The organism is Paenibacillus sp. FSL F4-0243 (assembly GCF_037963295.1).
GTDB lineage: Bacteria > Bacillota > Bacilli > Paenibacillales > Paenibacillaceae > Paenibacillus_AQ.
Genome location: NZ_CP150151.1, coordinates 1,293,795 through 1,315,683 on the forward strand (window position 1 = coordinate 1,293,795; position 21,889 = coordinate 1,315,683).

The 21,889-nt window shown below is 44.7% G+C and carries 21 protein-coding genes; 6 read left to right on the forward strand and 15 right to left on the reverse strand.

Translation table 11 applies throughout. The features are described from left to right. Positions 1–191 precede the first annotated feature (191 nt). The 3 genes from NSS87_RS05785 to NSS87_RS05795 all read right to left on the reverse strand — a co-directional run bounded on the left by NSS87_RS05785 (position 192) and on the right by NSS87_RS05795 (position 3,428). Entirely contained in the window at positions 192–1,196 is a 1,005-nt protein-coding gene (locus NSS87_RS05785) for a sensor histidine kinase (RefSeq protein ID WP_042185397.1), read from the reverse strand. Next, positions 1,193–1,891: a response regulator transcription factor gene (locus NSS87_RS05790; RefSeq protein WP_042185399.1), complete on the reverse strand. Its 699-nt coding sequence runs from the start codon at positions 1,889–1,891 to the stop codon at positions 1,193–1,195. The genes NSS87_RS05785 and NSS87_RS05790 overlap by 4 nt, the downstream gene beginning before the upstream one ends. A gap of 379 nt (positions 1,892–2,270) precedes the next feature. Next, positions 2,271–3,428, reverse strand: a complete 1,158-nt coding sequence (locus NSS87_RS05795; RefSeq protein ID WP_339245485.1) for a phosphodiester glycosidase family protein — start codon at positions 3,426–3,428, stop codon at positions 2,271–2,273. Positions 3,429–3,603: 175 nt separating this feature from the next. Between NSS87_RS05795 and NSS87_RS05800 the strand changes: the two genes are divergently transcribed. Together NSS87_RS05800 and NSS87_RS05805 are read left to right on the forward strand one after the other, a co-directional pair. After that, the gene (locus NSS87_RS05800) at positions 3,604–4,182 is read left to right on the forward strand and encodes a histidine phosphatase family protein (protein WP_042185403.1); all 579 of its coding nucleotides are present in this window, start codon (positions 3,604–3,606) and stop codon (positions 4,180–4,182) included. 76 nt (positions 4,183–4,258) lie between these two features. After that, positions 4,259–5,077, forward strand: a complete 819-nt coding sequence (locus NSS87_RS05805; RefSeq protein ID WP_081951045.1) for a GGDEF domain-containing protein — start codon at positions 4,259–4,261, stop codon at positions 5,075–5,077. 100 nt (positions 5,078–5,177) lie between these two features. On the opposite strand, the gene NSS87_RS05810 is transcribed toward NSS87_RS05805, so the two are convergent. From NSS87_RS05810 to NSS87_RS05840, 7 genes are all read right to left on the reverse strand, one after another. Next, positions 5,178–6,395, reverse strand: coding sequence for an SLC45 family MFS transporter (locus NSS87_RS05810; RefSeq protein ID WP_042185405.1), 1,218 nt, complete (start codon positions 6,393–6,395; stop codon positions 5,178–5,180). A 17-nt stretch (positions 6,396–6,412) separates the two neighbouring features. After that, the gene (locus tag NSS87_RS05815; RefSeq protein ID WP_042185406.1) at positions 6,413–7,141 is read right to left on the reverse strand and encodes a glycerophosphodiester phosphodiesterase; all 729 of its coding nucleotides are present in this window, start codon (positions 7,139–7,141) and stop codon (positions 6,413–6,415) included. A gap of 158 nt (positions 7,142–7,299) precedes the next feature. Continuing rightward, positions 7,300–8,166 carry an STM4011 family radical SAM protein gene (locus NSS87_RS05820; RefSeq protein ID WP_042185408.1) on the reverse strand — a complete coding sequence of 289 codons (867 nt, stop codon included), beginning with the start codon at positions 8,164–8,166 and terminating at the stop codon, positions 7,300–7,302. After that, positions 8,163–9,512: an STM4012 family radical SAM protein gene (locus NSS87_RS05825; protein ID WP_042185410.1), complete on the reverse strand. Its 1,350-nt coding sequence runs from the start codon at positions 9,510–9,512 to the stop codon at positions 8,163–8,165. The genes NSS87_RS05820 and NSS87_RS05825 overlap by 4 nt, the downstream gene beginning before the upstream one ends. A 22-nt stretch (positions 9,513–9,534) precedes the next feature. Continuing rightward, positions 9,535–10,317, reverse strand: a complete 783-nt coding sequence (locus NSS87_RS05830) for an STM4013/SEN3800 family hydrolase (RefSeq protein ID WP_042185413.1) — start codon at positions 10,315–10,317, stop codon at positions 9,535–9,537. Further along, positions 10,317–11,654 carry an STM4014 family protein gene (locus NSS87_RS05835; RefSeq protein ID WP_231573389.1) on the reverse strand — a complete coding sequence of 446 codons (1,338 nt, stop codon included), beginning with the start codon at positions 11,652–11,654 and terminating at the stop codon, positions 10,317–10,319. Before NSS87_RS05835 ends, NSS87_RS05830 begins: the two co-directional genes overlap by 1 nt. Beyond that, positions 11,614–12,459 (reverse strand): STM4015 family protein, encoded by an 846-nt coding sequence (locus tag NSS87_RS05840; RefSeq protein ID WP_042185417.1) that lies wholly within the window; start codon positions 12,457–12,459, stop codon positions 11,614–11,616. Before NSS87_RS05840 ends, NSS87_RS05835 begins: the two co-directional genes overlap by 41 nt. 269 nt (positions 12,460–12,728) lie before the next feature. Between NSS87_RS05840 and NSS87_RS05845 the strand changes: the two genes are divergently transcribed. Genes NSS87_RS05845 through NSS87_RS05860 form a run of 4 tightly spaced genes read left to right on the forward strand, consistent with a single transcriptional unit; the run spans position 12,729 to position 15,697 of the window. Further along, positions 12,729–14,204: an amidase family protein gene (locus tag NSS87_RS05845; protein WP_042185419.1), complete on the forward strand. Its 1,476-nt coding sequence runs from the start codon at positions 12,729–12,731 to the stop codon at positions 14,202–14,204. A 36-nt stretch (positions 14,205–14,240) separates the two neighbouring features. After that, entirely contained in the window at positions 14,241–14,774 is a 534-nt protein-coding gene (locus tag NSS87_RS05850) for an NUDIX domain-containing protein (RefSeq protein ID WP_042185421.1), read from the forward strand. A gap of 1 nt (position 14,775) precedes the next feature. Next, the gene (locus NSS87_RS05855) at positions 14,776–15,147 is read left to right on the forward strand and encodes a cupin domain-containing protein (protein WP_042185423.1); all 372 of its coding nucleotides are present in this window, start codon (positions 14,776–14,778) and stop codon (positions 15,145–15,147) included. 4 nt (positions 15,148–15,151) lie between these two features. Beyond that, positions 15,152–15,697: a GNAT family N-acetyltransferase gene (locus NSS87_RS05860; protein ID WP_339245492.1), complete on the forward strand. Its 546-nt coding sequence runs from the start codon at positions 15,152–15,154 to the stop codon at positions 15,695–15,697. Between the two features lie 113 nt (positions 15,698–15,810). On the opposite strand, the gene NSS87_RS05865 is transcribed toward NSS87_RS05860, so the two are convergent. The 5 genes from NSS87_RS05865 to NSS87_RS05885 form a co-directional block, all read right to left on the reverse strand. Next, positions 15,811–17,499 carry an alpha-glucosidase gene (locus NSS87_RS05865; RefSeq protein ID WP_076301066.1) on the reverse strand — a complete coding sequence of 563 codons (1,689 nt, stop codon included), beginning with the start codon at positions 17,497–17,499 and terminating at the stop codon, positions 15,811–15,813. A 37-nt stretch (positions 17,500–17,536) separates the two neighbouring features. Continuing rightward, entirely contained in the window at positions 17,537–18,358 is an 822-nt protein-coding gene (locus tag NSS87_RS05870; protein ID WP_179085741.1) for a carbohydrate ABC transporter permease, read from the reverse strand. Beyond that, complete coding sequence (locus NSS87_RS05875) at positions 18,355–19,221, reverse strand: sugar ABC transporter permease (protein WP_042185429.1); 867 nt, start codon at positions 19,219–19,221, stop codon at positions 18,355–18,357. The genes NSS87_RS05870 and NSS87_RS05875 overlap by 4 nt, the downstream gene beginning before the upstream one ends. An 82-nt stretch (positions 19,222–19,303) precedes the next feature. Next, entirely contained in the window at positions 19,304–20,563 is a 1,260-nt protein-coding gene (locus NSS87_RS05880) for an extracellular solute-binding protein (RefSeq protein WP_052404174.1), read from the reverse strand. Between the two features lie 155 nt (positions 20,564–20,718). Next, positions 20,719–21,723 (reverse strand): substrate-binding domain-containing protein, encoded by a 1,005-nt coding sequence (locus tag NSS87_RS05885; protein ID WP_042185431.1) that lies wholly within the window; start codon positions 21,721–21,723, stop codon positions 20,719–20,721. Between the last annotated feature and the right edge of the window lie 166 nt (positions 21,724–21,889).

The window sequence follows — 21,889 nt, forward strand, 5'->3', positions numbered from 1 at the left end:
ATTTTATCCCTCACGAAGCAGGGACGGCTTATGTATATAATTTATAAGATCGAGTGATAAGCTGCTATGGATTTACCTTAACGTTATCTTACAACGTGGTTAAGGTTATGTTCGTATCCTAACAAGAGTGGGGTATTTGCAAAAAAAAGGGACTACATAGCCATAAGTATGACTAGAAGTACCCTCTGGGCTTATTTCTGTAGATGATCACTGTTGCTGAATATTAGTCGCACGCGGGTTCCTTCTCCGAGCCGGGACTGAATAACCACTTTATGTTCGAGCCTGCTGCAAATCTCCCGAACGAGGTACAGTCCCATACCTGTCGATTCATGATAATGTCGTCCACGATCACCCGTAAAGTAGGGATTAAAAACCCGCTTCAAATCCTCAGGAGAAATACCGATGCCTTGGTCGGTAATATCCAGAATCGTGTCGGTGCCTGCACGCTGAGCTGAGAGGGTAACAGTTTTAGCGGTACCGGAGGTGGAGGTATAATTTACGGCATTGGTTAAGATTTGGGTCAGCATAAACATCAACCATTTGGCATCACTATATACAGCGAGATTGGCATCCACCTGTACATCTACTTTTATGCCTCGGCGTATGAAGAGTCTGCGATTCTCGGCTACCGCTTCACTAACTGTTTTGCGTAGAAGTAACGGTTCAACTTGAAAATCATCTTCAAATCGGTCAAGCCTTGCCGTATAAATAACCATCTCCAGCCCACCGCGTAGACGTTCTAATTCCTCCTGAATACTTGTAGCGGCTTCCTCTTCAAGATCCTTTAGCGTGAGCTGAATTACAGAGAGTGGAGTTTTCATCTGATGAACCCAGCGGTTCATGAATACGATATGCTGATCCATTTGGCGGACATGCCCATTTACCTGCTCCTGATACTGGCGGTCAATAAGCTGTAATAACTCATGGATCGCTTCGGCAAGTGGAGTGTCCCCTAAGGATACGAGATGCTTTTGGAGCATGTCCATAGGATCACTTAATGCTGCATACAATCTCCGGTGCTGAACATATCGGTAGCCTAAAAATAGTAAAAGAACTACGGTGCTCAGAGCGATTCCATAGAGCATGATAGAGATCGGTCTGTTCTCTCCAGACAGCCAATATAGCAAAGGAATAAGTAGCATTTGAAACAGATAGAAAAGGATTAGCGAAATCTGGTCTCTCCAAAATAGCTTCATGGCATATCCTTAGTGACAATAAGCCGATAGCCAGCGCCTCTTACGGTTTCCACAATATCGCCAAGACCGAGATCCTTGAGCTTTTTGCGGACACGGGTTATGTACACATTTAAAGTATTATCGTCTATAAAATGCTGATCCTTCCACATGAGATCTAGCAGACGCTCTCGGTTAACAACTCGTCCTTCTTTTAGCAATAAGGCTTCCAGTAGAACCGCTTCTTTCTGTGTCAGCTCGCTAGTATGTCCGCCATATTGAATCACATACCGCTCAGGATAAAGAATTAGTTCTCCGGCTTGGAGCGTCCGTTCCTCTTGAATTTGTGAGTAAGAGCCGTAAGCTCTGCGTAAATGGCTGCGGATTTTGGCAAGTACGACTTCATAATGAAAAGGCTTGGTGATGTAATCATCCCCGCCATTTTCTAGCGCCATCACCTGATCCATTCCACTATCCCGAGCGGATATGAAAAGAATAGGGCAGAGTGAGGTAGTGCGAATCTGGCGACACCAATAAAACCCGTCGTATTTAGGCAGGTTAACGTCCAGCAGAACAAGGTCAGGATGGTTGTCATTAAAAATCTCCAGTACCCTGTTGAAATCCTCTACTATCACCGTACGAAATTCATATTTAGATAGATACGTGCTTAGTAGGCTTGCGAGCTTAGCATCGTCCTCTATGATTAGAATAGTCTCCACAGTTGTGCTCCTTTGATCAAATATAAGAATGCAATGGTTCACACGGTTATACAGTAACACGGACTAGGAAAATTATGCAAAAAGGACGTCTAGCTGCCGAAAAATAATATGAGGAATAGTTGCACTTTGTACAATAGATTCTATCAAAAAGACATTGGAATTTGATTCTATTGCACATTCTGCAACCAATTGGTTACCAAAACGTCTTATTATTACAAATGGGTCGAATTCTAATGTACAAAGTACAACAGAATCCTATTTTCCTATAAAAAAGAATGCATCTATTGCACAAACTGCAATAGATGCATCAAAAAAAGTATTCTTAGAAGTAGAAGCCGAACCTAGCACAACGCTCGTTCGTGCCGCTGGCTAGATCATTCTATTGATATTTAACCACAATCGCGTTGCTAATCTGACGCCCAGGGGTCGTGAGATATTTGCCATTGTAGTATAATCCGCTCGATGCGCCGCCATCCAGATTCATGGCTTGATACGCTCCAGCCTGCTTCATCATTTCTGCCAGCTGTGGGATAGTAGCTCCACCAGTAGTTAGCAGAATTAGCTTGTGGTCGCGAGTGAGGCCGAGTGCGCTGCGGGCTCCGCCGCCTGTTAAGATTTTAGCATCTTTGAAGCCTTCTGCTGCAACATTAAGAGATACCTTACCATTCACAAGCAGACGTGGTCCGGCTTGGAGCGCCCCTTCCATAGATCCGGAAGCGAAATGGTTCGTAAACTCTAGTCCGGGAATAAGCGAGGCCAGGTGATTGCTGTCATAGGTGAAAATCGTACGGCGATCTCCAGAGCTGTTTTTGAGCATTTTTCCACCACTGACCATGTAACCGTAAGGAGCTTTGTAGGCCCCTTTAGTATAGGCATCAAAGAACGTACCATTAATAGCCACTACGGCATTATTGCGCTTGGCTAGACTGCTCAGGTCCTCAACCTTTCCCACCGTATTTCCTGCTAGTACAACGTCGAGCTTCACTTTAGGATGCAGTAGGGATACCGTAACCGTTTGGGCTTTGAAGGATCTTCCGCCCACCTTAAAAGTTTTGCTAGCACTGACAACGGGGGAGGAATCTGCTTTGATAAGTGCGCCAGTCAGTACAGGTACCATTGATGAAATTCCGTTATTAGTAAGGGTTACAGAAGAGGCTTCCTGATTCCACTCTAATTGAAAGCCCAGCGTTTTGCTGATAAAGGACAAAGGGATATATACCGTACCGTTATCACTAAAAGCGGAATCGGTTAGTGTAACTGGCTTGTCGTTGACTAGCGCAGCTGCTTGTCCTACAGTAAGTGTAATCTTAGTGTCTGCGTTCGTAATGGTTATACGCTTGTCACTAGCATTCATTTCAGCATGTATACCAGTGAAATTATTTAAGAGACGCAGCGGGATGTACGAGTGATTATTCTTGGTCACATACACGGTGTTTTTTGGAACCGGAGCAGCATCAACAGTGGAGGAACAAACTGTATAAACCGGAACCAAACATAGTAGAAATGCGAGAAAGAACGGAAACAATAACTTTTTCATATTAACCAAAATCTCCTTATCCTGTAGCTGATGTAAAAAGCGGTAAGGTTTATTATACCTCAAGTTCTAAAACATGGATAACCTCATTTTTCAAATATCCATGGAAAGATTCTGATAGAATGTAGATACCATTACAAGAATAGTACTAGAACTCAACAACTAAAGGGAGATCTTTATGACTACAATAGGTTTAATTCGCCATGGAAGTACCGCGTGGAATAAAGAAGGCAGAGCGCAAGGGCATACGGATAATCCATTGGATGCTGAGGGTGTGCAGCAGGCGGTTCTTCTTGCTGAGCGGCTCAGCACTGAACAATGGGACTATTTATATTCGAGTGATCTGCTTAGAGCGAGACAAACAGCAGAGGTAATTGCAACAAGGCTTGGTATGGAGATCGCCGGTTTAGTACCAGGGATCCGTGAGATGAACGCAGGGCAGATTGAAGGTACTACGGAACAAGATCGCGTTGAACGATGGGGAAGTGAGTGGAAGAAGCTAGATTTGGGACTGGAAAGTCCGGAGGCCAGTGAGATCAGAGGCAGTCAGGCCATCGAAGATATCGCGGAGAAACATCCGGGCAGTCGTATATTGGTCGTTAGCCATGGTGCGATTTTACGGAGTAGCCTTAGAAGACTTTTTCCAGAACTGAATGTAACTGTTTTGCTGAGTAATACATCTATTACCCGGATTATTAAATCCGATTCGACATGGAATTGCGAACTATACAATTGTGCACGGCATTTGAAGATATAATTAGTGTTCAGATAATGTTCAGAGCATTTTAATATAGTAATTGCTCAGATAGTTAATCATTTTTGTAGTCAGAAGGATGTGCGAATTTAAGGTGGCAGAGGTCCAGATTTACTTACAAACGTTATTCTCCATTCTCATCGCAGCAGCGGCCGGTTATTTAGTGCTAAGACTTTACCGGGATATTTCATCTAAAACGCCTCAAAAAAGAGCGATTCATACCGGTCTTTCCGTGATCATTATCGTCGCCTCCCTATGGATCATGCACCAGCTAGGTGTAGAAACCTTACTGGGAAATGAAGTGGACGATGATGGGGTTATTATACCGCTGGTGGTCTATAGTCTTACGATAGCCCTATGCATGTTTTTACTTACACGCATGAATCTAGTATTGGCTGAAAGAGAGCAATTGAAAGAACTGGCGTATAAGGATGCTTTAACGGGGTTATTGAATAAGAATGGAATGGATCATTTTTGGGATCGATGCAAAGTAAATGAGCAGCTTGCTGTTTTGTTTCTGGATCTGAATCGTTTCAAATCGATCAATGACAGCTTGGGGCATCATGTGGGGGACTTATTGCTGCAAGAAGTGGGTAAAAATCTAATTCAATTCTCCAGCAAAAGAAAACGTCATATTTTCCGCGTCGGCGGGGATGAATTTGTGATTGTCGCCAAAGGTAGCACTCAGAAGGAAGCGGAGCAGCTTGCTGTGCGGATTCTGGAGAAGACGACTAAGAGTTACCAGCTTGGCGAACATAACTTGTTCGTATCCATGAGTATAGGGATCAGCATAAGTCATGGTAAGGTAGATCATTTTAGACTGCTAAATGAAGCAGATACAGCGATGTACGCTGCCAAACAGCTTGGTACGGGGCGTTACTCCGTCTATAAGAATTAGATTGAGTTGGTATAAAATACAAGCGGCAGCCATGGACCTCTACAATAGGTCCTAGACTGCCGCTATTTTTATTGGACTAACTATTCCCTTTGAAATGAAATTATGCGCCAGGCGAATGAATGCTGTTAGTCACATCCTTGCGGCCTTTCATGAGGAACAAGCAGACAAGAGCAACTGCCATACTAATCGCCGCCACGTAGAACAGGATCGAGTAATCAAAGATATCAATCATAAGTCCCAATAGTGGAGGCGAACTGATGGCCGCAAGGGAAGAGACGAGATAATACATCCCTGTTCGTGTACCAATACTCTCTTCTGTCCCTGTTGCCACAACATAAGGATAGGAATTGATATTAATACAAGCCCAGAAGACTCCACCTAGCAACAGTAACCCTCGAAGGAGCAATAAGTCCTTTGCAAAACCGACGAGAGCAAAAATGGTCATTAGTCCGCATACGCCGATGATGATCATTTTTTTCTTCCCGAATCTTCCGCCCAGCCAACCGCTCGGAATGGCGAACAGCACAAAGGCCAAAGAGAAGAAAGTGAGCGAGAAAGAGGCCGCCTGTTCGCTTAGGCCGAGATGATGTTTACCATATAAGGTAAACAGTGTCTCAACGCCTTGATATGCTACGAACCAGAAGAAAATCGCCGCTAGCAAAAATATTGTGGTACGGTCAAGCTGACTTCGAAAGGAAATACGAGAGGGCTTGGTGGCAGTAGCTGCTTCTGAAGGAAGCTTCATTTGCACGTTTACGCCGTCCCGATTTTCTTTAATGAAGCGTGATACGATAAACATACATAATAAGGTAATCAGTCCAGCTACGATAAACGGAAGTGCTGGATTGGATTTATACAGGATCGAACCTACGCCAAAAGCGAGAATAGAACCGAACCCACCCATGAAATTAATCAGCCCGTTGGCCTTTGTACGCTGCTCTTCTGGCGTAATGTCCGGCATAAGGGCGACGGTTGGTGAACGGTATAAGCTCATGGCCAGATTCATTAGCATCATAAACAACAGAAGTGTAAATAGTCCGGTATGAAACGGAATCAGCATGGTTAGCACGGCAGCGAAAGGCATACCGATCATAAGATAAGGCATTCTGCGTCCAAAACGCGAGGTAGTGCGGTCACTACGGTTGCCAATCCAAGGCTGCAGGAATAAGGCAAAGTAATTATCAATCGTCATCAAGAAGCTGATAAGTGCCACACTATGTACGTATTTTTCTAGAAAAAAGGGTACAAATGCGTTATACAGACTCCACGTAATGCTGATGCTGAAAAAGCCGAATCCGAGCAACCAGACTTTTTTCACACAGTCACACTCCCTTATTATTTAGCTAGAAGCCCAGCCAGCACATCTGGATGATCTGTAATAATACCTGACACTCCAGCTTCGATTAAAGCCTTCATCCGCTCTGGATCATTAACAGTCCAAGGATGATAAGCGATGCCATGCTTAGCGGCTTCTTCGACGAATTCAGGAAGCACTGCTTGATGATAAGCATGTAGTGCGTTTGCGCCAAGCGTAGCTGCATAATCCCAAGGACGATACAGACCTTCCCCGTATAGAATTCCTGTCTTGATCTCAGGTGCGATCGTTTTACTGTGAGCTAGTGAATAATGGTTGAAGCTCGAAAAAATCACGCGATCGCTCATCTTGAACTCCCGTACAGCCGCGATAACCTTTTCCTCCATACCCGGGTAAAAGAAAGTACCATTTTTAAACTCGATGTTCAGTACTGTATCTCGACCTTGCAGCAGATCTAACAAATCTTCTAGCAAGGGGAGTTTCTCGCCTTTGAACTCGGGACTGAACCAAGAGCCCGCGTCCACTTCCAGAATTTCTGCAAGGGTTTTATCCTTCACATAGCCAATTCCGCTTGTCGTACGGTTTAGGGTTTCATCATGAATAAGAACAAGCCCGCCATCCTTTGTCATTTGTACATCGGTTTCAATCCCGGTTGCACCTAACTCAAGACCTTTGCGGAACGCTGCCATAGTATTTTCCGGACACACTGCCGATGCGCCGCGATGCGCAAAATTAATAATGTTTTTCATCAGCTATTCATCCCTCCAACTTAGTGTTTGCTGTCGCCCTGTAGACGAGGGCTACTTTTCATATTCCACATGAAGACAAGAAACCCTGTCTAGAAATACTGACAGGGCTCTATTTCTTGAAATTTAACATGCAGTTAATCTTACTGCAAATTCTCGCCTCAATGATTCATAGCGCCATAAGGAATCCGTTCCAGCAGACCTGATCCATAGATGTTTTGCAGCTTCAGCTCTGGCATATGAATATAACCGATATAACAGTCGCATACCTTCATTCGGCAGGCTCTTACAGCGGATAGGCCTTCCAAGCCATCGCGGTAGAGATTGCCAATGACACCTCTGTCCTTATAGCAGCGTTTCACCAGTCCGGCGCCTTGTACATAAAAGACTTCATTTCCAGCATTGCAGGTTTGACCAAGGCTCTCGTAATCCATAGCATTCACAGCAAAATGCGGATCAATTTTGCTAAGAATGGAAAGATCCTCGGCAGTATAGTAATCCGGTTTATCTTTATAAGCATTGACCCATAGATATACACTCTCCGGTAATGCTGCGCGAAGCGAGGCTATAGCAGGAAAGGCGCTGCGGATCCCAACGCTCCCTACACTGAAAGGCACATTATTCTCATACAAAGTCATGCATTGCGTTAGAAACTTATCCTCGCTCACCTGTCCGGGGTGGTAAGTAGCCCAAAAGGCAGCCTTGTTTCGATTCAGCTTATGAATGAAGTCAAGATTTGCTGAAAGGTTCGTCTGAATCGCTACCTTCTCCACATGCTCCATATTGGAGAGCGAGATCATCGCTTCTTTGTACCAGCGATGAATCAGCCCTTCGCCATAGGGATTGAAAAAGATAGACAACCGATGGCCCGCTGTACCTTGCAGAGAGGCCCACTCGACAAAGGTCTCCAGTCCTTGTCGATCCTTCGCGAGAGTGGCTGCGCTGTCTCTTGTTTTGCCGAAAGGACAGTAGGGGCAGTCATAGTTGCAGGAGGTGAGAGACCCACGGTAGTAGAGGACCGCATTCATGGTAATACGAACCTTTCCATCTGCTCTCGTATCTCCCCTGAAATAAACCAATCACCGATGGAATCGGAGTAGCCCATGCCTTCAGTAGTGAGGCGTAAAACTCCATCTTCTTCTTTCCCTAAGCCGGTATGAAGCAGGTTAGACAGTTCAGGATAATCACTCCAGAGTGAATTTCCGAAGCGCAGACTATAATCTCCAAGCCTCAGACCTTCACTATGTAAAATCGCCTTTAGAATAAAGCGGCGCTTCTGTTCTTCCAGACTTAGCACAATTCCGTAATCTGCAGTATCGTAACGATCTGCACTGACGTAATCGGCAATAATGCTCTCGGTTGCTTTACGGCTCACCCCATAACGGGAAGCGTAATGCACATTGCGGGTATAGGACCTAGCCCCGCAGCCTAGCCCGACCATTCCTTCTTCCTGACAGCTGTAGTCAAGAATGCGTTTATCTGTTCCTGCGGTTTCCTTGGCGAAACGACGCATGGAATATTGGCGATAACCTCTGGCTTTAAGCAGCTGCTCAGCGGCCTTGTAGCAGTCTAGGCGAATATCCTCCTGACGCTGGATATCATCAGGCTTTACGATGGTATGCTCACGGGTATAGAGCGGATAAATAAAGATTTCCTCAGGATCATAGCTAAGCGTCTGATTTAGCGAATACAGCCAAGAGTCGACGGTCTGCCCTGGAAGACCATAGATCAGATCCAAATTTAGAATGGGAAAATCATATTTTCCCAGCAGCTCCAATGCGCGATACACCTCATCCGGATTCTGCGGGCGATAGATGGCCGCCGATTCAGCTGCGACAAAGCTTTGAATGCCCATACTGACCCGATCCACCGTATATTCTTTTAGAATATTCAGCTTCTCTTCGGTGATCGTCTCCGGTGAAGTTTCCACTGAGATGGAGGCTGAGCTCGTATCCAGTCCCATCGTATCAACGGCAATGTGGAACAAACGACGCAGTTGATTTGCCGCCAATAATGTAGGTGTTCCACCACCAATCGCGAAACGGGCATACGGCTTATGTTTGGTGAACGCTGCCCACTGCTTGGCTTGGCGTTCTAGCGCGTCTACGTATGTAGCGTGAACATTCGCGCGTTTATCAGGCAAGGTGAACAGGTTGCAGAATCCACAGCGAGCACCGCAAAACGGGATATGCATATATAGAAAAAAGGATTCTGCAGGTTCATCTCGCCATAAGGTTTCTAGCGGCATCGGAGGCTGCAAATCCCTGTAAGCTGTTTTGTGTGGATAGGAATACAGATAAGATCGGTAAGGGTTAGCAGTAATATTGTCTTTCCACCCGTGAAGCTCTTCTAAAGAGAAGGACGATAACGTCATAACAGTTCTCCATCCTTTCCTTTTATAAAATAAATTCCCGATAAGGGACGTTCCATACGGTCTCGTGAGCCAAGCGATGCCCCTGATAGCCATCTTCGCCAAAAGCGGTTCCATGATCAGAAAACGCCAGACAGAAGGTAGGATTACCGCGTTCCCGGAAGGCATCGAATAATCGGCCCAGTTCACCATCCACATAGCGGAGTGCAGCGCGCTGGCTGTCTACGGAGTCCTTTTTAGCACCGGGTATAAAATAATGGTTTGGCCCGTGAATGGCTGAGACATTGAGGAACATGAACAATCTTTGTTCGCCCGGAGTATCCTTCAACAGCTTCAAGGCATGATTCACCTGATGCTCTGTGGAACGCGGATTGGTGACCCCGAACGTCATCCGCCAGTAGCTTTGCTGGAAATAGCTTGGTAACACACGAGCGAGTGGATTTTTTTTGGTGAAAAAAATAACGCCCCCAATACAAACCGTACGGTAGCCCTCGGCAGCAAGCCCGGATACGATATCGGGTGTATCGAACAGCCAGGTATGGGGATGCGTCTTCATTCCGGTGTTTCGAGAATGGAACATTCGGATATGTTCCGTCTTATCCGTTGTGGCTGGAGTAGGCAAAAAACCGCCGAAGAAGGCGTGATGAGCCGCATAGGTAAAGCTGCCTGGGGTATGTCTTTTCTCCCATGATCCGGTTCCGCACAAGTTCGGGCAGTTTGATTCTTCCATAACAGCAGCATCATAACGAAGAGTATCGAGTGTGATCATAAGAATGTCATGAGTGCCGACGATGGTGTTCATATCCATTAAGATAATCCTTCCTTTATAAGCGGTGTGGAGGGAGGTGTGATATAGTCTCTAGCCGACAATACCTTCATTTCCCATTCGTAGGTGCTGCAGCCGCGGTATTTTACATCGTACAGCAAGTCGCCAAATGGATTGACATCCGCGACAAAACATTGCTGTGAACCCCCGGAGACGAGTACATCGATTCCGGCTACCCCGGAACGGGGAAAAGCAGCCAGTGCTTGCACAGCGGTATTCCGCACCTGCTCCTGTACGGATTCAGACAGACCGGCTTCCGAAAGAGACATCCGCTGGTTGCGTAAATGCAGATTCGTAATTGGTGTAGGGCTGACCCGAGCAACCGCGTGGCAGGCCTCGCGGAGAACGACTAGCTGGCGAATATCGAATGCTTTACCCTTAAGCCCCGCTTTAGGGATCCATTGCTCAGCATAAGCACCGTGCTGGTAGATCCAGTTCATAATTCCCGAGATTGTGGCGGTATCCGTGTACCGTCGCAGTTTACCGGAATTATAGTAAATGGGTGGTCGAGTGATGTAATCCTCGACCCCCACTGTTGTTAAGGCAATTTCGGCCCCCGTCACAGGATGGATTTGATAGGCGATCACTCCAGAAGCGGCAGAACCAAAGGCTAGCTTAATGAATACCCGGTGCATGCGCCGGGATAACATCATCTCCCGGAGAGAGTCGTAATCCGTAGGCTGCTGATCTTCGCCTACTGGGCGAGGGATTGGAATCCCTGCCTCGCTCAGAATCTGTTGTGTCTGGCGTTTATCGGTCATGGCCGCAATGTCAGTAGGGTCATTTAACCACAGCGAACCTGGACACGCGGTGTTGGCCTCTCGCTGTAGTCTAGCCAGCATTCGGCAGTAGCCACGGAACCATTGTGATGGATGATGCAGGACACCTTGTATTTCCTTCAATTGACGGGCTACCTTCACGCGGAGTGGTCGCGGATCAGGCCTATCGGCGAAGGGATGAAGGGAATCGTCCATATCATCCGAATCCGGTGCACCCAGAGCGATAATGGCTCGTTCTATCTCGAAGCTGCTGCCAGGCGATTCCAGTCTCAGTAGCGGGGGAGCTGCACTGAGATCTACTCCGTTATAAACGGAGGACTGACGGGGTATCTGTTTCTTCTGCTCTTCCATAAGATCGCCTAACGATCTTCCTTGTAGAAACTCAGCGTACGATAAAATAATGGCAGGGGGCATTCCAAGATCGGAACGCGCTTGCTGGATGCCGCTAGTCCGTTTATCACCGGGAATACCGATAACGATCATCGGCCTCATGAGAGGCTCACTCTGTGATGGAAGGATAACGCCAGTCTTCCTCATCATCGCTTTCCTGCTTGTCGCTAACATCAACAGGCAATCCACTTTGTTTCCAGCGGGTAATCATCTCGTCAGACATATAATGATGGCTTAGGTTTAATGCTTTTAATTTTTTGATTCTGTCGCTGGCTAGAAGCAATTCTGCCCCCTCATCGCTTAGGGTACCGAGTGATAGATCGAGCGTATCTAGCTGATCCAGAATAGGAGCATTTGCTAATGCACTTGCGATCTCATCTTGGATCTGGCTATTTTTTAAACCTAGATAAGTAAGCTTAGGGAACTTTCCTACTTCTATAAGAGGGAGAAGATCTGCTAGGCTGCCGTCAAATCCGTAGTTATCTACGCCGAGATATAGCTCCAGCTTGCGCAAATTCGGCAATTGGCTAGTTGCAATCTGTTCAAGAACGGCTTTACCTAAGCCTCCACTTATAATAATCAGTTCTTCTAGCTTGTCGTGTTTGAGTTCTGAGAGGCTCAGCTCATTCCCACCTTGAATCGTGAGTGACTGTAGCTCTGGAAAAGCAGGGAGCAACGGCGATAGATCACTTTGGGTAATCCAAGAAATCTCGCATTCCTCATAGCCCATCTCGCCTATGAAAAGCTTGCGCAAAGCAGGGAAACTAGCACTATGCGTAACCAGTGACTCTACAACTTCTTCTGAACTATTTTCGTAGGCTTGCCCCCAATCACCGATAATTAGACTTGTCAGCGAAGAACTTTCAGGGCTGCTACTAAGTTTCTCAATTTCAGTGCCAATTCTTTGGCCTTCTTCGAATTCGTCGTATCCGATACTAAGCTTTACTTCCGTCATGGGCATTCCCTCCCGGAAAAATTTAACTTCGAAAATACCCTATCATCTGTAGCCGAGGGAGTCAAATCACAGGTTTAAATAATTATAGTCAAATTCGTCATGTCCTTGAGCTAATCATTTATGGTAGGTTTATGCTAGGGAGAATTACATTATTTTGAAATATAAGAAAGTATACGTTTCACACTATATTTTATCCTTATATTTCTCGCTAAACGCTTACCGTCCTTATAAGGACGCCGAAGGCGATTATACTTGAAGGAGCTGTTCTGATGAAGATCAAAATTCAGGAATGGATAATAGAAGCGGATATTGCAAAGCTGCAAGCGGCTATGGAAGCAGGCGTAGTCAGCTCAGAAGATTTGGTAGCAGCCTATTTGGAACGGATTCATAAGTACGATATAGACATAAACGCAATCTTAGAAATCAATCCAGAGGCTAAAGACATCGCTAGAGCACTGGATATTGAACGTAGGGAACAAGGAAGTCGGGGAAGTCTACACGGTATTCCTATATTGTTGAAGGATAATATAGATACCGCGGATAAAATGCATACGAGTGCTGGGTCAATAGCTTTAGCAGGATCATTCGCGGCAAAAGATTCCTTCGTAGCTGCGAAACTTCGGTCGGCAGGAGCTGTTTTGCTTGGAAAGGCGAATATGTCGGAGTGGTCTAACTTCATGTCTAGTTCAATGCCAGCTGGGTATAGTTCCCGGGGAGGGCTAGTGCTGAATCCTTATGGACCTGGGAGCGTATTTGTCAGCGGATCTAGTTCTGGACCTGCAGCAGCTATTGCGGCGAATTTGGCAGCAGCATCGATCGGAACGGAAACCGCGGGATCAATTGTTGGGCCAGCCTGTCAGCATGCTCTCGTCGGGATCAAACCAACGGTCGGATTAGTCAGTCGTACTGGAGTGATTCCTATTTCAGTTAGCCAAGACACTCCTGGACCTATTGCTAAAACGGTTATGGATGCGGCGATTATTTTGGGGGCATTAACGGGAGTGGATGACAAGGATGAAGCAACATTATCGAGCGAGAAGCATGCTTTTACGGACTATACTCCATTTCTAGATAAAAGCTTTATACGGCAAGCAAGAATAGGTGTCCCACGGCATTATTATAACCATTTAGATGCAGAGCGACTTTCAATTATGGAAGCAGCTATCCAGACTTTGAAGAATGAAGGGGCTACGATTATAGATCCGGTTACGCTTTACGTTGAACAACAAAACTGGAATAATGATGTAATCTGTTATGAATTTAAAAAGGGGCTCAACGCGTATTTATCTGGGGTAGATGATTCCGTTCCGATTCACTCTTTGCAAGAACTGATAGCGTATAATGAGCTCCATGCTGAAATCGCATTACAATATGGGCAAGACACATTAACTAGGTCAGAGGAAGTAACTTTAACAGAAGAAGAATATCAGCAAAAGAAACAAGAATACAGAAAGCTAGCGCTCGAGCAAGGAATAGATTACGTGTTGGAACAATATAGTTTGGATGCGCTATTACTGCCAGGTGATGTAGATGGTATGTATATTGCGGCACGCTTAGGGTATCCGTTAATTACCGTTCCGGCAGGGTATGTAGAACAGGGCATTATTGATGCTGATGGTGATCCTACTCGGGGTCCCTTTGGTGTAGTTTTTTCCGGAAAAGCCTATAGTGAGCCTACGCTCCTATCCATAGCCTATGGGTTTGAACAAGCTACGCAGCATCGTGTTCCACCGCAACTGGAATAGGTATTGACTACTTTATTATAGAAGGAAGAGATCAGCTTGAAATATTGTCTAGAGTGTGGAACAGCGTTAGTAATGAAAGAAAGCGATGGGGAAGGGCAGGTACCTTATTGTAATGCATGCGAAACGTTCAGATTCCCTATTTTTAGCACGGCGATCAGTACATCAGTATTAAATCGGGATATGAATAAGATTCTATTGATTCAGCAGTATAACCGACCAGATTATATATTGCTTGCAGGGTACGTGAATAAAGGTGAAGATGCGGAAACCACACTTATTCGTGAGGTAAAAGAAGAGGTAGGAATTGATATTGTAGCTTATGAATATATGCGCAGCTTGTATTTCGCACCTTCTAATACGCTGATGCTGAATTTTATAGGTGTTGCAGATACGGAGGACTTAAGTCAGGTGAGTGCTGAGGTAGATCATGCAGAATGGTTTACTTTGGAAGAGGCCGCCATTGCTATTAAAAAGAATAGTCTAGCCGAAACCTTCCTATTGGCGATTATTGAAAAATTGCATGCAGATCAGGTACAGGTAAATCCAGTGTCGGTAGGAGGAACAATGTAAGATGATAGTATATAGCTTTGCCAAAGAAGCTGGTAAATCTATTGATGCTTTCGGAAGCCAGCAGCTTTATATGTCGAGAATACTGACAGAGGCGGTTTCTCCGCAAGTAGGTTGTATGCACTTGGGCGTGAATGGACTTATTGGCTGGCATCAGGCTCCGATTCCACAGCTGTTTCTGGTTGTTAGCGGAGAAGGCTGGGTCAGAGCAGGGGAAGAAGCGGAAATTTCAGTTAGCGCTAGCTCTGCTGTATATTGGGACAAGGGCGAGTGGCATGAGACACGCACAGAGAAGGGACTAACAGCGATAGTAATCGAAGCGGAGAATATGGGTTTGACGATGCCAATTGTGCAGGAGATTCTTGAGCGGAGGTAAAACAATGTTTAATCAAGAGAAAAGAACAATGACGACCGAAAGATTGATACTGAGACCCTTTGAATTATCTGATGCAAAACGTGTCTCTGAACTCTGTAATAATTATAATATCTACAAAAGTACGTTGACTCTACCCTATCCATATACTATCGAATGTGCAATATCATGGATTGAAGCTCATGAAGAGAATTTTATCAATAATATGTATTATGAGTTTGCGATTACTGATAAAAGTACAAACGAGCTTTATGGAGCTATAGGACTGACAAATAAGCAAGCACACAGAAATGGTGAAGTTGGATATTGGATCGGTGAGGAATATTGGGGGAAAGGATACGCGACTGAAGCAACAAAAGCGATCATTGCGTTTGCTTTTTCAGAAAAGCATTATCATAAAGTATTTGCAAGACACTTTGCTTCAAATCCCGGCTCTGGGAAGGTAATGCAAAAATGTGGAATGGTGGAGGAAGGCATATTCATACAACATATCTATAAAGAAAATAAATATGATGACCTTATTCATTATGGAATTATTAACTCTGAGGATTAAGCTATATAAAGTGAATTTTAAAGTTTTTACAAGCATATAAAACAAAAAGGAGCCGAAGGGCTCCTTTTTATAGTTCTACCATTGACCTTTGCTGACAGATCGAATGGATTTTATTATTTAAGCTTATATACACGAGCTTCATAAGGACGAAGCTGAATTGTGTTTAGTTCTTCTTCTGGATTTACTTCGTAGTTGGCAATAAGCAATTCCTTCGCTTGGAATTTCACAGTAGAAGGGAGTTCGAAAGTCGTAGGCTCTCCGAAGAAATTCAATACAACCAGTAGCTGTTCTTCTCCAAGAGTACGTAGATAAGCGTATACCTGCTCATTCTCCTCGGCCAAGATTGTATAGTTTCCGTATACGATAATCTCATGCTGCTTACGCAGTTCAATTAGCTTCTTATAGTAGTGGAAAATAGAATCGGGATCAGCCAGTGCCTTCTCTACGTTGATATCTTTGTAGTTAGGGTTCACAGCCAACCACGGATTGCCGGTAGTGAAGCCTGCCTGCGGTTCCGAGTTCCATTGCATCGGCGTACGGCCATTGTCCCGACCTTTGATGTAAATGGAATTCATGATTTTTTCTTCCGAGTGTCCGGCAGCCAAGTATTCCTTATACATATTTACAATTTCAATATCCTTGTAGTCATCGATGGAAGCAAATTGTACATTTGTCATGCCGATTTCTTCACCTTGATAGATGTAAGGTGTACCTTGGAGCGTATGAAGCAGTGTTGCTAGCATTTTGCCAGACTCTTTCGGGAACAGCTTATCATCACCAAAGCGGGATAGCATACGCGGCTGATCATGGTTGTTCATATACAAGCTGTTCCAACCCTTACCGTCGAGTGCGACTTGCCACTTGGAAATAATGGACTTAATGTCCGCCAGCTTCCAAGGCTGTACATTCCATTTACCTCCAGGACCGGAATCGACGTCCATGAGCTCGAAATGGAATACCATGTTCAGCTCGTTACGATCCTCGGAAACATACAGTGAAGCTTCTTCTGGAGTAACATTAACAGCTTCGCCCACTGTCATGATATCGTACTTGGATAGCACCTCACGGTTCATTTCCTGCATATACTCATGTACGCGTGGACCGTTAACGAAATAGTCTCCACCGAAGTGGTACGTAGGCTGTTCTCCGTTACTTTCCCCAGAAACGCTAGGCAATTCCGGTACTTTGGAGATCAGGTTGATCACGTCCATGCGGAATCCGTCAATTCCTTTATCTAGCCACCAGGTCATCATATCGTAGATTTCCTTGCGGAGCTTTGGATTGTCCCAATTTAGATCGGGTTGTTTACGGGAGAATAGATGGAGGTAATATTCCTCCGACTTCTCATCGTATTCCCAAGCTGATCCACTGAAGAAGGAGCCCCAGTCGTTCGGCGGCTGTCCGTCTTTACCCGGACGCCAGATATAATAATCACGATAAGGATTATCCTGCGATTTGCGGGACTCTACGAACCAAGCATGCTCATCTGAGGAATGGTTGACCACAAGGTCCATAATCAGCTTCATGCCACGGCTGTGAAGACCAGCAAGCAGTTCCTCCCAATCGGAGAGCGTTCCGAAATCATCCATGATACTTTGATAATTACTGATATCATAACCGTTATCGTCATTAGGCGACTGGTACACTGGGCACAGCCACACCACGTCGACACCAAGATGGTTTAAATAATCAAGTTTCGAAATAATCCCTTGCAGATCACCAATACCATCCCCATTACTGTCTTTAAAGCTGCGGGGGTAAATTTGATACACTACGCTTTCTTTCCACCATTTTTTATCCAAGGTTGTAATCTCCTATCTCTATATAGATCTTACTATTTTATTTAATGGATCCTGATGTAAGTCCGCTGATAATCCATTTTTGAGCGAACAAATAGACGATGAGCATCGGGGTTAATGCGAGCAGATATGAAGCAAATGCTAAGTTGAAATCTGTGCTGAACTGTCCCTGGAATACATATTGTACCAGCGGAAGTGTGTAGGAATCCTGATCGCCGAGCAGAACCAGCGGTAGCATAAAGTCATTCCAAGTGGATAGACAAGACAGGATACCGATCGTTGCACTAACAGGAGCAAGAAGTGGAAAAATAATCTTCCAGAACGTTCCGAAGGTCGATGCACCGTCAACTGTAGCCGCTTCTTCCAGTTCATACGGAATGGAACGGATATAACCGGTGTAAACAAACACGTTAAAAGCCAGACCATATACGACGTATAGAATAATAATCCCTACAATGTTGTTCATGTGCAGATCCGTAGTCACTTTGACCACAGGCAGCATGATAATCTGGAAAGGGATAAACATTGCGCTGATAAAATAGAAGTAAAGCACTTTAAAAAATCTTCGCTTCATATTACGTGCAATAGCATAGGCTACCATGGAGTTGGTAAGCAATATGAACACGACTGTTGTAATGGTAATCACGGTACTATTTCCTAATGCATTGAAGAAATTCGTTGCTTTAATCGCATTGGAGAAGTTCTCAAAATGCAGGCCAGTTGGCAGCGAGAAGATTGATTGAGCCATTTCCTCGGGATTCTTGAGTGCGATGGCAATGGTCATGTACAGCGGAAACAGGATCAGTATTGAGCCTAGGGCGATAAGAATCGTTACAGGCCAGTTGGTTGATTTTTTGATCATAAGTCCATCTCCCGTTTCTGCAGAAATTTAAGCTGAAGGGCGGAGATAACGACAATCACGATAAAATAAATCACGGCGTTCGCCGATTGATAGGCAAATTCTCCGCCTTGGAAGCCGCCTGTGTAGATTAAGTGGGCAATGGATTGCGTTGAACGACCTGGACCCCCGCCTGTCAAGGCAACGATTTGGTCGAATACCATTAGACCGCCCTTCATCGCGAGCACCATATTGATGGTGAAGAAGGAAGCAAGCATTGGAAACGTAATGCTCCAGAATTCTCTCCAGCGACTAGCGCCGTCCAGATTGGAAGCTTCGTAAAGATCATGAGGAATGGTTTGAAGACCCGCCAGATAGAGAATCGTGTTATAAGCAATCCCCTGCCAAACGGCTACAATGACGATACCGATCCAAGCCCAGTCGGAGTTACCGAGAATGTTCTGTGATAGGAATTCGCTGCCGATTTTCGCACCCCAAATAGGGAATACATTAGCGAACAAGTAGTTAAAAATAAAACCAACAATCAATACGCTGAGGATATTCGGCAAGAAATATACGCCACGGAAAAAGTTTTTAGCTTTAATTTTGGCGTTAAGTCCAAGCGCAATCAACAAGCTGATGATATTGATAAGAATAGTGGTTAGAATGGCATATTTAAAAGTGAACACATATGAATTCAACACATTTTCATCTTGAAAAATGTTAATGAAGTTCTTAAATCCTACGTAATCAAAGCTGTCACTAAAGCCGTCCCAGTTCGTGAACGAATAATATATACCCTGGATTGCAGGAAAGGTATGGAAGGCAAAGAAAAGAAGTAATGCCGGTATAGTCATCAGATAAAAGGCGACTCGGCGTTTGGCCATCATGTAATCCTCCTCATTGTAAAAGCGAAAGAGAAGAGGGGAAGCCCCGTTCTCTTTCGCGGTTCATGTTTGTCTGATCAGTTTATTTCCGGTTAGCTACTTTATCCCATTCCTTATCAAGCTGTTCTAGGTAAGCTTTAATGTCTTTCTTTTGCAAGAAGGATTGGTTGATGGTATCCACTTTCATCGCACTTGGAATGTAGTGGTCAGCAAAGTCAGCCAAGTTGCCAGCGCTAAACGCTTCTTTGAAGCCATCCATCGTTGGATCATCTTGTGTTACACCTTTTACAGCTGGGAATGCTTTTTGCTCATTGATGTATAGGCTAACATTCTCAGGTTGAAGCAGGAAGTCTACGAATTTCTTTGCTTCTTCTTTATGTTTAGTGTTCTTGGAAATCGTCAGCAACGTATCTACACCAGAAATGACTTTGTTATCGGCAGCATCATTTGTTGCTGGGAATGGGAATACGCCAAGTTCAATGGATGGATTGGCTTTCACGATTTCTGGGATCGCCCATACGCCTTGCAGGTACATTGCGGATTCACCTTTAGCGAATGCTGTGTTTCCGTCATTGTAACCTTTACCAAAAATATCTTTTTGTCCGTATTCCGTCAGCTTAAGCAGCTTTTCAGCAACCTCGTTAAAGCTGTCTGCGAAGGTTACAGTGCCTGCTGCACGCTCCTTGAAGAAATCATTCCCTTTAATGATCGTGGAGAGGGAGTTGAACGGCGTAAGTGTTGTCCATGAATCCTTCAGCGTCAGGTAAAAAGCATTTTTACCGCTGTCCTTGAACTTTTGAGCGACAGCCATGAACTCATCCCAAGTAGTTGGAACAGTAACACCGGCTTCAGCGAACATCGCTTTATTGTAAATAACACCACTTGCGTTTGAAGAGAATGGAAGACCATTCAGTTCGTCCGAACCCGTCAGGTCTTTCAGCATTTGAAGATATGCTGGCTGGATATTCTCAGCGAGTGGATCACCTGTGAAATCTTCAAAAAGACCGCTGCCAGATAACGTCTTGTAGGTGTCAGTTGCTCCGATCCCTACCACGTCAGGAATATCTTTCTTCGCTGCACGAGTTTTCAATACCGTTTCAGCATCTGGCGGGTTAACCTGTGTGACAACAATATTTGGATTGGCTTCATTGAATTTCGCAACCAGCTTGTCGAAGGTGGCTTTGGCTTCGGTTTTATTTTGGAAAAACTCGACTTTTACCTTTTCACCGGAGGAGGCATTTCCACCACTATTTGCGCTGTTGTCAGCCGCATTGCTACCACAGGCACTAAGTACGGACATAGCCAGTACGCTAACCACTACGGGTTTGATTGTTTTTTTCATGATTAAATCCTCCTAATAATTTGTTGGTATTATGAACATGTAAGAGATTAAACATGTACGTAAATGAAAACTAATTGATATTCTGCTACTTATAGGCGGCAGATATGCATCACCAATAGAGAGAGTAAACGTTTACGTAAAAGGGGTAAAAAGACTCAGGTAAGTGATCTTACCGTTTGTCTTTCCACGATTAAGTGATCGACAATTTTACTATCCACAGTCTCGCCTGTTTCAATCATCTGAATAAGCTTCTCTACGGCGATCTTACCAATATCGTACAGTGGTTGACGCACTGTAGTTAACGGAGGAATAATCATTTTCGCCATTCCAAGATCGTCATAACCCATAATGGATATATCGTCGGGAACACTTAAACCATATTTGATGACCGTGGAAAGAGCACCAATCGCCATTTCATCACTAGCGGCAAAGACGGCAGTGACATCAGGGGCTTGCTCCAAGAGAGCTTCCATTGCAATGCTCCCGCTTTCATACAGAAAGTCTCCAAAGGTGAGATAGCGGCTGTCGAAAGGAATCCCACTCGCTTCAAGCGCTTTACGATATCCTTCGGCTCTGGGTGCACCAGCGATAGCATCGCTTGGATTTCCGCTGATCATGGCTATTTTGCTATGACCTTTGGAAATTAAGTAGAGGGTAGCATCATAAGCAGCCTGGTAATCGTCTACTTTCACGTAAGGTACACTGGCAAATTCCGTTTGAGAAGAAACCAACACAACTGGGATCTTCATGGTTTCTAGCACATCGTAATACTCTTTCTTCAAGACCTCACTAGAGTAAATAATGCCATCGACCTGCTTCTCCCTTAAGAGTTGTAAGTACTTTAACGTTCGTTTACCATCCTGGTCGGTATTACAGACCATTACACTGTAATTGCGGTCATTGGCCAATTCCTCAATGCCTTTAAGCAGATCGGAGGAGAACGCTCCAGAAACACTTGGAAACATTACACCAATCGTCTGCGTACGCTTATTGATTAGGCCACGAGCAATCGCGTTAGGTTGATAGCCGAGATCTTTGATAGCTTCATTTACCTTTTGTTTCGTCTTGTCGGAGTACCCACTTAAATTGTTTAGCACGCGAGAGACTGTTGCAATGGAAACGTTCGCTTTTTGTGCAACATCTTTAATTGTTGGGTTCATTCATACGACTCCTTAGATTACGGTTAGCCTTAGATTAAACGTTTACGCTTCGAAAATCAAATTACTTAAAAAGTATTACGTAAACGCTTACCCTGAATATAAATCCTGGCAGGTATGCTTGTCAACTCCACTTAAAAAATATGTGAATGATAGGAACCATGAAAGG

Bases quoted from the DNA above. Each gene is read 5' to 3' on its own strand.
- NSS87_RS05845 (WP_042185419.1), top strand. From the start codon at position 12,729: ATGAAGATCAAAATTCAGGAATGGATAATAGAAGCGGATATTGCAAAG.
- NSS87_RS05815 (WP_042185406.1), bottom strand. From the start codon at position 7,141: ATGAAAAACATTATTAATTTTGCGCATCGCGGCGCATCGGCAGTGTGT.
- NSS87_RS05840 (WP_042185417.1), bottom strand. From the start codon at position 12,459: ATGACGGAAGTAAAGCTTAGTATCGGATACGACGAATTCGAAGAAGGC.
- NSS87_RS05795 (WP_339245485.1), bottom strand. From the start codon at position 3,428: ATGAAAAAGTTATTGTTTCCGTTCTTTCTCGCATTTCTACTATGTTTG.
- NSS87_RS05825 (WP_042185410.1), bottom strand. From the start codon at position 9,512: ATGACGTTATCGTCCTTCTCTTTAGAAGAGCTTCACGGGTGGAAAGAC.
- NSS87_RS05885 (WP_042185431.1), bottom strand. From the start codon at position 21,723: ATGAACCCAACAATTAAAGATGTTGCACAAAAAGCGAACGTTTCCATT.
- NSS87_RS05860 (WP_339245492.1), top strand. From the start codon at position 15,152: ATGTTTAATCAAGAGAAAAGAACAATGACGACCGAAAGATTGATACTG.
- NSS87_RS05800 (WP_042185403.1), top strand. From the start codon at position 3,604: ATGACTACAATAGGTTTAATTCGCCATGGAAGTACCGCGTGGAATAAA.
- NSS87_RS05875 (WP_042185429.1), bottom strand. From the start codon at position 19,221: ATGGCCAAACGCCGAGTCGCCTTTTATCTGATGACTATACCGGCATTA.
- NSS87_RS05855 (WP_042185423.1), top strand. From the start codon at position 14,776: ATGATAGTATATAGCTTTGCCAAAGAAGCTGGTAAATCTATTGATGCT.
- NSS87_RS05830 (WP_042185413.1), bottom strand. From the start codon at position 10,317: ATGGATATGAACACCATCGTCGGCACTCATGACATTCTTATGATCACA.
- NSS87_RS05880 (WP_052404174.1), bottom strand. From the start codon at position 20,563: ATGAAAAAAACAATCAAACCCGTAGTGGTTAGCGTACTGGCTATGTCC.
- NSS87_RS05820 (WP_042185408.1), bottom strand. From the start codon at position 8,166: ATGAATGCGGTCCTCTACTACCGTGGGTCTCTCACCTCCTGCAACTAT.
- NSS87_RS05835 (WP_231573389.1), bottom strand. From the start codon at position 11,654: ATGATGAGGAAGACTGGCGTTATCCTTCCATCACAGAGTGAGCCTCTC.
- NSS87_RS05805 (WP_081951045.1), top strand. From the start codon at position 4,259: ATGTGCGAATTTAAGGTGGCAGAGGTCCAGATTTACTTACAAACGTTA.
- NSS87_RS05870 (WP_179085741.1), bottom strand. From the start codon at position 18,358: ATGATCAAAAAATCAACCAACTGGCCTGTAACGATTCTTATCGCCCTA.
- NSS87_RS05785 (WP_042185397.1), bottom strand. From the start codon at position 1,196: ATGAAGCTATTTTGGAGAGACCAGATTTCGCTAATCCTTTTCTATCTG.